This is a genomic window from Paenibacillus haidiansis (genome assembly GCF_036553665.1).
Taxonomy (GTDB): Bacteria; Bacillota; Bacilli; order Paenibacillales; family Paenibacillaceae; genus Fontibacillus; species Fontibacillus haidiansis.
The window spans coordinates 133593-146460 of sequence record NZ_JAZHPZ010000009.1 but is presented as its reverse complement, the minus strand read 5'-3'; the positions used below and the strand labels follow the sequence as shown (position 1 = coordinate 146460).

13 protein-coding genes are annotated in these 12868 nt (G+C 50.2%); 8 read left to right on the top strand and 5 right to left on the bottom strand.

Going from position 1 to position 12868, the window contains the following annotated elements; translation table 11 throughout:
• Window positions 1-248: 248 nt before the first annotated feature.
• Window positions 249-821 (bottom strand): SLOG family protein, encoded by a 573-nt coding sequence (locus V3851_RS17790; RefSeq protein WP_331847900.1) that lies wholly within the window; start codon window positions 819-821, stop codon window positions 249-251.
• A 210-nt stretch (window positions 822-1031) separates the two neighbouring features.
• On the opposite strand from V3851_RS17790, the gene V3851_RS17785 reads away from it, so the two are divergent.
• On the top strand, window positions 1032-1910 hold the full coding sequence (locus tag V3851_RS17785; RefSeq protein ID WP_331847899.1) for a DUF6612 family protein: 879 nt from the start codon (window positions 1032-1034) through the stop codon (window positions 1908-1910).
• A 420-nt stretch (window positions 1911-2330) separates the two neighbouring features.
• Here the strand turns inward: V3851_RS17785 and V3851_RS17780 are convergent, their stop codons facing one another.
• Window positions 2331-2828, bottom strand: a complete 498-nt coding sequence (locus tag V3851_RS17780) for a hypothetical protein (RefSeq protein ID WP_331847942.1) — start codon at window positions 2826-2828, stop codon at window positions 2331-2333.
• 182 nt (window positions 2829-3010) lie between these two features.
• On the opposite strand from V3851_RS17780, the gene V3851_RS17775 reads away from it, so the two are divergent.
• Window positions 3011-4006 (top strand): Gfo/Idh/MocA family protein, encoded by a 996-nt coding sequence (locus V3851_RS17775; protein ID WP_331847898.1) that lies wholly within the window; start codon window positions 3011-3013, stop codon window positions 4004-4006.
• 114 nt (window positions 4007-4120) lie between these two features.
• Here the strand turns inward: V3851_RS17775 and V3851_RS17770 are convergent, their stop codons facing one another.
• Window positions 4121-4333 (bottom strand): hypothetical protein, encoded by a 213-nt coding sequence (locus V3851_RS17770; protein WP_331847897.1) that lies wholly within the window; start codon window positions 4331-4333, stop codon window positions 4121-4123.
• Window positions 4334-4518: 185 nt separating this feature from the next.
• Between V3851_RS17770 and V3851_RS17765 the strand changes: the two genes are divergently transcribed.
• Window positions 4519-4860 (top strand): sigma-70 RNA polymerase sigma factor region 4 domain-containing protein, encoded by a 342-nt coding sequence (locus V3851_RS17765; RefSeq protein ID WP_331847896.1) that lies wholly within the window; start codon window positions 4519-4521, stop codon window positions 4858-4860.
• Window positions 4812-5033: a helix-turn-helix domain-containing protein gene (locus tag V3851_RS17760; RefSeq protein WP_331847895.1), complete on the top strand. Its 222-nt coding sequence runs from the start codon at window positions 4812-4814 to the stop codon at window positions 5031-5033. The genes V3851_RS17765 and V3851_RS17760 overlap by 49 nt, the downstream gene beginning before the upstream one ends.
• Before the next feature lie 83 nt (window positions 5034-5116).
• On the opposite strand, the gene V3851_RS17755 is transcribed toward V3851_RS17760, so the two are convergent.
• Complete coding sequence (locus V3851_RS17755; protein WP_331847894.1) at window positions 5117-5956, bottom strand: stalk domain-containing protein; 840 nt, start codon at window positions 5954-5956, stop codon at window positions 5117-5119.
• 495 nt (window positions 5957-6451) lie between these two features.
• On the opposite strand from V3851_RS17755, the gene V3851_RS17750 reads away from it, so the two are divergent.
• Window positions 6452-7228, top strand: a complete 777-nt coding sequence (locus tag V3851_RS17750; protein WP_331847893.1) for a stalk domain-containing protein — start codon at window positions 6452-6454, stop codon at window positions 7226-7228.
• Between the two features lie 96 nt (window positions 7229-7324).
• On the opposite strand, the gene V3851_RS17745 is transcribed toward V3851_RS17750, so the two are convergent.
• On the bottom strand, window positions 7325-8200 hold the full coding sequence (locus tag V3851_RS17745) for a LysR family transcriptional regulator (RefSeq protein WP_331847892.1): 876 nt from the start codon (window positions 8198-8200) through the stop codon (window positions 7325-7327).
• 144 nt (window positions 8201-8344) lie between these two features.
• Between V3851_RS17745 and V3851_RS17740 the strand changes: the two genes are divergently transcribed.
• The 3 genes from V3851_RS17740 to V3851_RS17730 all read left to right on the top strand — a co-directional run bounded on the left by V3851_RS17740 (window position 8345) and on the right by V3851_RS17730 (window position 12638).
• Window positions 8345-10111, top strand: coding sequence for an ABC transporter ATP-binding protein (locus tag V3851_RS17740; RefSeq protein ID WP_331847891.1), 1767 nt, complete (start codon window positions 8345-8347; stop codon window positions 10109-10111).
• Window positions 10108-11850 carry an ABC transporter ATP-binding protein gene (locus tag V3851_RS17735; RefSeq protein WP_331847890.1) on the top strand — a complete coding sequence of 581 codons (1743 nt, stop codon included), beginning with the start codon at window positions 10108-10110 and terminating at the stop codon, window positions 11848-11850. The genes V3851_RS17740 and V3851_RS17735 overlap by 4 nt, the downstream gene beginning before the upstream one ends.
• 116 nt (window positions 11851-11966) lie before the next feature.
• Window positions 11967-12638: a protein-glutamine gamma-glutamyltransferase gene (locus tag V3851_RS17730; RefSeq protein ID WP_331847889.1), complete on the top strand. Its 672-nt coding sequence runs from the start codon at window positions 11967-11969 to the stop codon at window positions 12636-12638.
• Window positions 12639-12868: the final 230 nt, after the last annotated feature.

Genomic DNA, 12868 nt, shown 5'->3' with positions numbered 1-12868 from the left:
ATTTTTCCAGAATACATCGGCAGTTTCTTTTCAATCGAATCAGGAAGATGCCTTTGTGCAAACGTTTGTCTTTTGAAAAAGATCATACCAATGTGAAAGCGATTTCGAGAAATATTTTAGCATACATTGGACGAAAACGGGGATAAAGTCGACGAAAAAATTGACAATTTCGAAAAAACAGAGGGCGAATCCTCACTTTTATAAGTTTATATATAGAATAGATGATCAAACGTTTGCATTTTGTAGATTCATTCTAGCGGTATATCCGCATCTTCGCCGAGCCGTTCCTCATCCGCGATCGCCTGAATTTCTTCAGGACCGATCTGTATATAGGCGTAACCCTCTTCCGCTTGTTTTTTCAGGGCGCGCTGCTTGAAATATTTGGGACTGGCTTCGCCGGCCTCTTCATCATAGACGAGCAGGATGCCATCCGTTTTGCGGAGCAAGAGCTCATCCCGGGCGGTAAACTGCCAAGGCCCCTGATAGCCCTCTTTGCTGACCGAGGCGTAGAAATCGATGCTGCGGGCGAGTTCACGGTAATATTCCTGTTTATCTTCATTCCACTGCTCTTCCGGATGGCTAAAGGCGGTAATCATCGAGCATTTCAGGTGCGGGTAGGTGTCCTTCAGCATAATAGCCGCCTCGCACGCCCACAGATCCACGCCGTATTGCCCGGGGGTAATCACCCACTCCAGCCCTTCTTCGACAAGCGGAATGAGGCGGGAAGCGATAGCCCGGCGGATATAAGGAATTCCTTGGTGCTTATTGTTGTATATGCCGAGTTCGTGTGCGCGGTAACCGGTGACCAGTATATTTTTCAACGGAATTCTTCCTTTCCGATATCGGGATAAGCAGTCAGTGATTTTCATTATAACGCAGATACCGGAGAAGCACGATTTTTTGAGGGCAATAGGGCGAATTTACCAAATATTTCACTGGGAAAATTTAAAAATTAAGACTTTTCACACTGTTGCAGCCTTGTGAACATCCGGTAATATCAATTGGAATACAAAATTTGGGAGTATTTGAATTTGAAGAAGTGGACAGTAGCACTACTGGGAATGATTCTGGCACTAGGCATTACGGCATGCGGAAAGGAAAACGCGGCCGACAACGGAAGCGCGGCGGCTAATGAAGCGGCAAACCAGGGGGCCGTCAATGCGGCGGCCAATACGGCGGGGGATGAAACGGCGGTACCTACGGCCGACGAGCTGCTTACAAAAGCGATGGACGCCAGCGAACAGTTGAAGAGCTTCTCTATGGAAGCCAACATCAGCCAAAACATTGCCATCGCTCAAGGCGATGCGCAGCAGGAGCAAAAGGTTGACATCACGATGCAGGTCGATTACGTCAAGGAACCGCTCGGCATGTATCAAGTCATGAATATGTCCTTGGGTGACCAAGGGTCTCAAAATATTGAGCAATATATTACGAAGGACAACATTTTCTCCAAGGTTGACGGGACCTGGGTCGAGATTCCAAGCGAGTCCCGCGATGCGCTGATTCAGGAATTGGAGCAATCGGCGAGTCCCGAGGTTCAGTTGGAGCAGTTCAAATCGATCGCCGGCGAATCCGCGGTAGTTTTGGAAGGCGACGAGTATATATTGTCGGCCGAACTTTCCGGTGATGGCTTGAAGGAATTGGCGAAGACGTTGTTGAGCCAATCCGGCGGAGAAGACGAGCAGACGATGGCGCTGCTTGAACAAATGAATATCGAGAGCATCAAAATTTCGAACGCATTCAACAAAGACACGTATCTGCCGACCAAGTCCAGCGTAGATATTGTTATGGACATGGAGGCCGAAGGACAGAAGATTTCCCTCAATATGGTCATGGACACCAAGTATTCCAAGTTCAACGAAGTAGCCGAAATCGAAGTGCCGCAGGAGGCGCTTGACAGCGTGCAATGATAAGGAAGGCGGCCGATCCCCGCATTTACGGGGCGGCCGCCTTTGTCTTTGAAAAGGCAAAAAAGCCCGCGGATAAACCGCGGGCTTATCGATCTTCCGCCATAAGACAGCGGTTACATGAATTTTGGTATTTAACCATGAATCGCAAACAGAGTGAACACGATATAGAAGACGGCGTAGAAGATGCCAAGGGCGATAATTAAGCCGAAGGTATAGCTTTTATACTTACTGCTTCCCGGTTCCCACATGAGAGGTCAACTCCTTTATAGGCAGTAATATAGAAATGTGAACATTCTGTGTCTGATTTAATTATTGAACATTTTGTGTCTAAAATCAAACATTTTTTTGAACTTTTTATGATAAAAATTTTTGTATGTAAAAAAACACGGCGCCGCAAGCGGCAACCGTGTGAGTGGAATCTTATATTTTATCCGGGTAAAAGCCTTCCTCCGTTAAATATTCCCCGGCTTCCTCCCGAGTTTCGAATACCATTTCCAAATTGAGCCCGGAATAGATGTACCAGAGATCGTCTTCGTATTTCAGCGTCAGCTTCGCGCCGTTGTCATCGGTCCAAATTCCTCCGGGCGAGTCCCGGTGCGGAATGGAGGCTTGTTCCATTTGCATTTCCGGCTTCTTTCCTCCTGCGGACAAGGAGCGGATGGATTTATCAAGAAGACTTCGCAGCTCCTCTTCCGAGAAATCCCTTATATTTACGTACCCTTTTTCATCGAAATCGTATTCTTGAAGCAGCCCTGCGTATACATAGCCGTTGCCGTTAGGGTGCAGATGGAAGGCTACGGTCTTTTTGTCGTGAACGCTTTGCTCGTATTGATAGTTCACCCGGCCGAGCGAGACATCCTTCCTCGTCAGTTCGGGATAAGAATCCATAATTTGCAGCTTTTGTTCAAAGGTCAGCAACATCCTCTATTTCGCCTCCAAGGCACATAATCGTGAGCAGCACAATCTCCAGTATAATGGTTCCGCAGGTCCGAATAAAGGGCCCGGTTTTTAAAAGAAGATGGAAGGGGTTGGTGTTCGATCTTTTTCATTGGTAGAATTGAAAGTATGTTGGGACTATTTTGTCAGGAGGGAATTAGACGATGGGAGAATTCACGGGCAAACAAATTAAATGGGGTATTATGGGGACGGGCTGGATCGCGGAACAATTCGCCAAGGATTTAGCCTATGTATCTAATGGAGTGGGGCTGGCCGCCGGATCGCGGACCCTTGAAAGCGCCAACAAATTTGCGGACAAGTTCGGCCTGCCGCGCGCCTACGGCAGTTACGAAGAACTGGTGAAGGACCCGGATATCGATGCGATCTATGTAGCGACGCCGCATCCGTATCACCGGGAAAATGTACTGACCGCCTTGAACGCGGGAAAAGCGGTATTATGCGAGAAGCCTTTTACTGTAAACAGCGGCGAATTGGAAAAGCTGATTGCTACAGCCAAGCAGCATAATCTGTTTCTGATGGAAGCGATGTGGACCCGGTTTCTGCCGCCGATCGTCCAGGTCAGAAAATGGCTGGAAGAAGGCCGGATCGGGGAAGTCAAGCTGCTTAAGGCGGAATTCGGCTTCCGCTCCGACTGGAATCCCGCAGGGAGACTGCTGAACCCGCAGTTGGGCGGCGGGGCTCTATTGGATGCGGGGATTTATCCGGTGTCGTTCGCCTCGATGATCTTCGGCAGCGAGCCGGAAAGAGTATGGACCACGGCGGATATCGGGGAAACCGGTGTGGATGAACAGTTCTCCATTCTGCTCGACTACGGCCGGGGCAGAGCGGCTTCGCTGCACGGGGCCGTTCGCCTCGACCTGACCAATGACGCCTCCATTCACGGAACGAAAGGGATGATTCACATCCAGTCGTTCCTGAATGCCACGGAAGCGGTGCTGCGGGTAACGGGGCAGGAGGAAGAGAAATTCAGCGACGACCGGAAAGCGGCGGGCTATGCTTTCGAGGCGGAAGAGGTCGGCAGATGCCTGCTGGAAGGTTTGAAAGAAAGCCCGACGATTTCGTTGGAAGAATCGCTCAGCATTTTAAAGCTGTTGGACCGGGTACGCAGCGAGTGGGGATTGAAGTATCCATTCGAATAACTTGCAAATTTTCATCTATGATAAAACGGGAAGCAACCCTTCAGGTCGGGATCAGGAAGGGTTGCTTCCTTTTTATGCGGAAATGATTTGTGTTAAGCGCGGCCTGGCTTTCGATCATCGAGTTCTTGTACCGGTGGGTTCTTGTACGCCGGCTCCGTCGCTTGCGTCTTCCAGACTTCTGATCTCTTGAGTCAGCGTATTTATCGTGTCATTCATGTGATCCAGCTTGGTACCCACCGTCTGCAGCACATACTTGATAAGGATAATGCATAACGTTACGGGAAAGCCGACATTTGCGACCATCGACACAATATCCGTGACTTGCATGCCCAACGGACCTCCTTTCTTTGAAAATTCCCTTTCACTTATATAGAGAAAAAAACTGTCCACCTCAACAACCAATAATTAGAAAAAATGTTATAATCAAAATTAAGCAACATATTAATGGTTGTAAGACGGTCCTCCGCATTTCCCTATACATAGAAGATGAAGTATGGAAGGGGGAGGTTATTATGAAAGAACAAACTACCGCTTACGAGCAATATCGCAAAGAAGTTTACCGGATAGCCTGGAGGGTACAGTACAGAGCAAAAGTCGTGCATAAACGGGAATGTTCATTCAACGGATTCGAACCGGCCGTATCCAGTTTTGACTCATCTTCTGACAACAAAATGTTGATCCGTCAGCTGATCGATGCCCTGCCGTCAAGCACGGGGCGAAGTATCATTTATAAGCTTTATCTGCAAGACAAGACCGAACGAGAAGTCGCCCAGGAATTGAATATGACTCAGCAAGGGGTGAACAAATGGAAGCGCAAAATGATCCAAGAGTTGTCCCGGATGATGAGTTCCTGAATTTGCTGCAAAAGGCGAAGCAAAACGATCCCGAAGCTGTCATGAAACTGATCGAGCTCTACAAAGGAGATATCATGCGGGTCAGCAGGTATATCCACTCGCCGACCGAAGACGCCGTTTCGGATATTATTCTGGAGTTTCTGGAGTTGATTAAGAAGAAGGAGGGAGAGTGATTTTGCAGGCGAACGTCATGAAAAAATAAGCTCATGCCAGGCATTAATAGCCGGACATGAGCTTTTTTTGTCGGTTCATTCTTTTAAGCAACATTGATTCCGGTGAGTGCATATCTTCCGTCGTCTAATTTAGTGAAATTAAAATACACGTATACTGAGCTAAAGGCGTCCCAGTCTTCCGGATAAAACGAATATACCAAAGTGGCGCTGTAATCCGATTTATATGCATTTTCAACATCAAACTCAAGAACACTGGAGGTCACGGCAGACAAGGCATTGGCATAGTCATTTATCGTACTTGTATCATTTGCTTTCCGCATTCCGTCCACCTTATTTTTATAATTTTCTTTGCTTAATTCATGGTGCGAAATATCGTATTCATATGTTTTATCTAATATAACTGTTTCCATGTAAGAATTCATTTTGCTTGTATCCCCGGTCTTTAAAGCATCCGCGTAAAGCTTAACCGCCTTGATTGCTTCGGACTTAAGTTCATTGCCTTTGGAACTCGGGGTAAAAGAAGCCGGAAGATAAATGACGACCGTGCTCGTAATTTCTGTTCCCGAATCTTTACTGCTTGAACTCGGAGTATTTGCGCTAGGAGTTGTAGCTCCACCGGTAGAAGAACCGCTTGTAGAAATACTTAAGGTTTGTGTACTGCTATTCCATGCAATATCCGCACCCACCGCCTCGGAGATGGCTCTTGCTGGCAAATAGGTTGTACCATCGTAGACAATAGGGTATACTTTTGTACCGTTTGCATTTTTAGGAGTCCAGGTAACTCCATCAATCTTGAATACCATATCGCGGTTTAGGTATGCCGTGATCTTTTCCACTCCGCCTGCAGCGAATGCTCCTATTGAACCAAACAACAAACTGCATGCCACTAGACTTGATACAAATACTGACTTCTTGATTTTCATAACTTCTTCTCTCCCTATATATGAATGATTAATACAATAATTTATAAAAATTATTGTGGTCTTGCTAATAATTTTTAAAATGAAAAATTGTAGCCTGAAGCAAGTGATCAATATGCGGGTAATAAGTTAGAAGTAAGGAGATCGACTTCGTTGGTTGAATTTTTTATGTAAAAAGTTGAGTAACTTATTGAATGTATAATGCGTCATATAATTAAGTGGGTAAAATTGCGACATGGAATAGGGGGTTAAAATTGGGTTAGACAATGGAATATATTTGAAATTCATGTTAAGCACACCGTTTTTTAGTTTTCAACGAGTTTTGCCACAATTATCAGTTTTTTGGCACTCTTTGTCGAATCATGAAATTCGCGGAATAGGGAGATTTATGGTAATCTTAAATTACCTGCAATAGTAAGATTAACTAAGTAACATTTTTTTTTGTACGCATGGGAAAGAAGGCAGGAAAACTTTATCGGGAAGAGGAGAATCAGGAACATGAAATTGCAAAAGAAAAAAGCGGTTATTGTGGGCTTGTCTACAATGCTGGTATCCGGGCTGTTCTTTGCTAATAGCTCTTTCGCCGCGGATGCGACTAAAACATTGAAAGCCGTATACAGCAACATCAAATTGGTTTACAACGGACAAACGATTACTTCAAGCTCGGGTCAAGAACCTTTCGTTGTAGATGGCTCCACCTACGTGCCGATCCGGATGGCCGGGGAAGCACTCGGTAAATCGCTGTTCTGGGATGCCTCGACAAAACAAATTATCATTACCGACGTAACTACGCCGGCAGACCAGCAAACGATCACGAACTTGAAAAATGAAGTGAAAGAATTGGAGAAGAAGGTCAATACCCTTACCTCCGATTTGAACACCGCCAATTCCGATATCAAAACCAAGGATGCCAAGATTACTTCGCTGGAGGCGCAAATCACTACGCTGCAAAAAGCAGTTGATAAGAAAAGCAGTGGAGATGACTTGGATGATTTGGAAGAAGATTTGAACGATGATTACTACAATTACTACAAGAACCTCGATGCTGAAATCTCCTTATCCGGCGATGAGGATGATATCACCGTAAAAATCGAAGTCGATGAGGATGTTTGGGATGATTATGATTCCGACGATCAAAAAGAATTCCTGCAAGAAATCGTAGACGATATCCTTGATGAATTCGAAGATGCCGACATTTCCGGTACCGTAAGAAATCAAGATTCCGATAAGCTGGGGTCGTTTACTGTAAGCAGCTCCGGCAATGTTAGATGGTAAGGAATAATAAAATCATTTATTAATTAAAGGCAATCCCTACGGGCCAATCGGCTGGGTAGGGATTGCCTTTTTACTTGCTCGGGGCAAACTCCGGCTTTACGCTTGTTCCTCGCCGAAACTTTCGATAAATTTCTTGGCTAGCGAGGACAAATACCGGCCTTTCGCCCATATGACGGCGATTCGGGTTTGCAGCGCTTCCGCCCGGATTTCTTTATAGATCAATTGGTTATGGCTGGCCAGCTTCAGCGCCGATTTGGGGATGATCCCGATGCCCAAACCGGCATTGGCCCAGAGCAGAGTGGTCCGGGCGTCGTCATTTTTGCAAAAAACCTCCGGCTCAAATCCCGACTTCAGGCACGCATCGCGAATCAACTGCTCGAATCGGCGGTATATGATGAGCGGGCGGGCGCGCAGATCCCGGATGGATATGCCGCTTTGCTCCCGGTCCCAATCGAAGTGGGGATGCATAACCGCGATCATCGGCTCGGGTTCGGCATATTTGGCCTCGAGCCCGGTCGTATGGAAAGGCGTTCTCACGATGCCGACCTCGATGATCCCGCTTTGGAGCAGCTCGATGATCCGGAAGGTGTTGCCCTCGTGAATTTCGAATTTGACGCCGGAGTAGGTTTTATGAAATTCGGCAAAACGATCGGTGAGCAGACTCGCTCCCGAGGAAGAGACGGTGCCGATCTGAAGCGTACCGTTTAAGCCTTTGGCGAAATCGCCGATCTCCCGCGTGGTGGAATCCGCCAGCTCTACGATTTGCTGCGCCCTGCGCCGCAAAATTTCGCCGGCGTCCGTTAGCCGGATGCTGCGCGGGCCGCGCTCCACCAGTTTAATGCCAAGCTCCTCCTCAAGCAGCTTCAGTTGCTGACTGAGCGGGGGCTGGGCCATTTGCAGTTTTTTGGCGGCCGAAGTAATCTGTCCTTCTTCGGCTATGGTCAGAAAATATCGTAATTGTCTTATATCCATGTGGCACCTCTGATGATAGGTATATTTTTTATATATGGAACAGATATAAAACCAATATTATTAATATGGGAAGGGGTATGCCATAATCATATACGGTAATTGCAAGAAGTCAATCTACATAACAGATGATAGGAGACAAACGCTTTGTTCAGACTCGCCGTATTTTTAAAACCTTACAAAAAAGAGACTATTTTGGGCCCCGTCTTCAAGCTGCTGGAAGCCATTCTGGAACTGCTCCTGCCGACCGTCGTGGCGCTGATCGTAAATCACGGGATCGGCAATGGGGACACTTACTATGTGCTGAAAATGGGCGGCTTAATGGTCATCATGTCGCTGCTCGGCTTCGGCAGCTCGCTGATCTGCCAATATTACGCGGCCCGCGCGTCGCAAGGCTTCGGCACGACGCTGCGCAACGTGCTGTTTAAACGAGTGTCCGCTTTTTCCTATGCGGAGCTTGACCGTTTCGGGACGGCGACCCTGATCAACCGGATCACCAATGACGTGAACCAGATGCAGGTCGCCGTGGCGATGCTGATCCGGCTCGTGATTCGTGCGCCGTTCATCTGCATCGGGGCGATCCTCATGTCGATGCTGCTTGATTTTCGGCTGTCGCTCGTGCTGCTCGCGGCTACTCCCGTCTTTGCCGTCTTTTTGTACTTCATCATTACAAAGTCGGCTCCGCTTTACCGCATGTACCAGAAAAAGTTAGACAGACTCGCCCAAGTGCTCAGCGAAAATCTGACCGGCGTCCGTGTCATCCGCGCATTCGCCAAACGGCGGGCGGAGAAGGAACGGTTCCGGGCGGCGTCCGACGATATTACGGCGACCGCGATTCGAGTGGGACGGGTCTCCGCCCTGCTGAGCCCGGCGACTACGCTTGTGGTCAATGCCGCGATTATCGCCATATTGTGGGTCGGCGGTATCCATATCAACGAAGGGACGCTGTCTTCGGGCGAAATCATCGCCTTTATCAACTATGTCACCCAAATTTTGCTCGCGCTCGTCGTCGTATCGAATCTGATCATCCTCTTTACCAAAGCGGCTTCCTCCGCGGCGCGGATCAACGAGGTGCTGGATACGACCGCTTCCGTAACGGGGCCGTCCTCGGCTTCCGGCCAGGCGGAGCCCGGGAAGCTACCGGAGACTAAAGGTTCGAAGCCGGATTCTCCGGCAATCGTTTTCGACCGCGTAACCTTCGGCTACAGCGCAACGGGCGATCCGGCCCTGAGGGATATTTCCGTAACCATCGACCGGGGCGAGACGGTCGGCATCATCGGAGCGACGGGCTCGGGGAAGTCGACGCTGATCAACCTGATTCCGCGGTTTTATGATGCCGGGTCCGGAAGGGTTCTGGTGAATGGAGCCGATGTAAAAGACTACGACTTACACGAACTTCGCGGCAAGATCGGCGTCGTTCCCCAAAAGGCCCTGCTCTTTACCGACACGATCGCGGATAACATCCGCTGGGGCAACGAACGGGCCTCGGATGAGCAGGTGATGCGGGCGGCCGCGATTGCCCAGGCCGATGAGTTTATCTCCAAGCTTCCCGAAGGCTATGGGACGCATGTCGCGAGAGGCGGGTTGAATTTGTCCGGCGGTCAAAAGCAAAGGCTGACCATCGCCCGCGCCGTCGCCGCGAATCCGGAGATTCTGATTCTCGACGATGCTTCCAGCGCGCTGGATTTCGCCACGGACGCGGCGCTGCGGAGATCAATCAGAGAGAGCAGCGGGGGTATGACGGTACTGCTCGTCTCGCAGCGGGTAAACACGATCCGTCAGGCGGACAAAATCATCGTGCTTGAAGACGGCAGAATCGCCGGGATCGGCACGCACGACGAGCTAATCCACAGCTGCGAGGCTTATCAAGAAATCTGTAACTCCCAGCTCTCGGAAGAGGAGGCGACCCGATGAATACAAAACAAACCTGGCAAAGACTGCTGAAATATGCCGGGAAATATAAAATCTACGGCATCTTGGCGGTGATCAGCGCCCTGATCAGCGTGGCTTCCAGTCTGATCGGCCCGTTTCTGATCGGGCGGACCATTGATGAGATGATCGGGAAAGGAGCCGTCCGTTTTGACGAAGTGTTCAGGCTGCTCGTCCTCCTTGGATTTGTTTACGCGGTAGGAAGCTTGTTCGGGTGGTTGCTGACCTACTTGACCAACCGTCTTGCCTACCAGACTGTAAATGAGCTGCGCGGCGAAATGTTTGACCATTTGAATGTATTGCCGCTCAAATATCATGATAATCACCCGCAGGGTGACAGCATCAGCCGCTTCGTCAATGATATCGATGCGGTTTCGGACGGACTGCTGCAGGGCTTTTCCACCCTGTTGACCGGCGTCTTCACCATTGCGGGGGCGGTCGGACTTATGCTGTATACCAGCCCGCTTATGACACTCGTCGTGCTGCTGTCCGCTCCGGCATCTTATTTTGTGGCCCGCTTCGTCACGGTCAAGTCGCAGCAATTGTTCCGCGACCAGGCCCGGATTCTCGGATCGCTTAACGGATACGTGGAGGAGATGGTCGGCGGACAGAAGGTGGTTCAAGCTTTCCGGTATGAGGAACATTCCTTTGCCGAATTTTCGGCGCAAAACGAACAATTGTATCAAACCGGCGTGAAATCGCAATTTTACAGCTCGTTATCCAATCCGGCGACCCGGCTGGTCAATAATGTCACCTTCTCGATCATCGCCATGATCGGCAGCGTTATGGTCATCTTGTCGAGAATTACGGTCGGGGACCTGTCGAGCTTTCTCATTTATGCCAATCTGTTCGCGAAGCCGTTCAATGAAATCACCGGAGTCATTACCCAGCTTCAGTCGGCGACCGCCTCCGCCCAGCGGATCTTCCGGGTGCTGGATGAGCCGGCGGAAACGCCGGACCGTCCGGATGCTGTAGATTTGCCGCAAGCGCAGGGCCTGATCGAGTTCCGAGATGTGAGGTTCGCCTATGAGCAGGAGCGGCCGCTGATCAAGGCTTTGAACCTGACGGTAACCCCGGGGACGCGGGTTGCCATCGTCGGCAAGACGGGTGCCGGCAAAACGACGCTCGTCAACCTGCTAATGCGTTTCTATGATGCGGATGCCGGGGAGATTGCCGTCGACGGCGTGAATATTAACCGCCTGTCCCGCGACGGTTTGCGCCGCGCCTTCGGCATGGTGCTGCAGGACACCTGGCTGTTTGGCGGCACGGTGCGGGAAAATATCGCGTACGGGAAGCCGGACGCCAGCCTGGAGGAAGTTATGGCCGCGGCCAAGGCGGCGAATGCCCACGGTTTTATCATGCGGCTGCCGCAGGGCTATGACACGGTTATCGACGGGGGCGAGGGCAGCCTGTCCCAAGGCCAGAAGCAGCTTCTGACGATCGCGCGCGTCATGCTGGTGGATCCGCCGATGCTGATCCTGGACGAGGCGACCAGCAGCATCGATACCCTGACCGAAATCCGTATTCAACAAGCATTCCTGAAAATGATGGAAGGCAGAACGAGCTTCGTGATCGCCCACCGGTTATCGACGATCCGCGAGGCCGATCTCATTTTGTTCATGAAGGACGGCGATGTGGTCGAAAGCGGCAGCCATGAAGAACTGCTGGCCCGCGGCGGACATTATGCCGGGCTGTACAACAGCCAGTTTGCCGTCACAACCTAAAGGAAATCCAATTAATGTTTGCAATTCGGCACATCCCCTAACCCTTCCGCGTACAATAACCCAAACTAGGATAAAGCCGGAGGCCGAGCGCCTCCCGTGAACCGGAGGTGGACAACATGGCTATTTCTTCGCCGGGCGATGCGGAGTTTGAAGCAAGGGTGAGGGGAGAGATTGTGGCCGCGGCCAGGGCGCTCGATGCCAGCGGAGCCAGCTTCGCCACATTTCGGAATTCCCGCTGCAATGGACGGTATTGGATCCGCGAAAATAACGGAGGATTCCGGCTGCGGAGCGGTGTCACTCCCGCGGAGGGGATTCGTGACATTTTCCGGAACGGCTGGCAGTACGCATTCGAGTGCGCTACAGCCATGGTCATCGTGCTGTACAAGGGCGTGCTTGAGGCGATCGGCGAGCCGTCGTTCAACAACTATTTTGCCGGGCTGGTTCTCTACGATTGGAAATACGACAGCGATCTGCGGATTGTAACGATCGGCCTGAATCAGACGGGCTTGGGCGATGTGGTCTATTTCAATAATCCTGATTTTGATCCAAGGACGCCGGAATGGCGCGGGGAGAACGCCATCGTGTTGCCGGGCGGCGTTTATTTCGCCCATGGGATGGGGATCGTTCCGGCGGAGGCGATTATTCGTTCGCTTAACGGGAAGCGGAAGCCCGGGAGCGGTACCTCCGCCTATTTGATCAACGAAGCGCAAACCCTGGATTTTGCTTATATCCAAAGGTTAAGATCGATCGTTGCCCGAATCGGCAGCCGCGTTTACGTGTACGGGTAGAATTTATAGGGCTCCTCGCGAAAAAAAGGAACGGCTTTCCTGATCTTACAGGTCGGGAAGGCCGTTCTTTTTTATTGGAAGGCAGGGCTAAGACAAGCACCCGCCAAATTTGCAGCTCCAAGGGAATTTAAGCGATTATAACTCGGGTTGGCAAGATTTCCCCCAACACTTAGAACTTTCTGGAATTATCGGCGTTTAATAAGTAGAGCCTACTTGCATAAAAGGGGGAT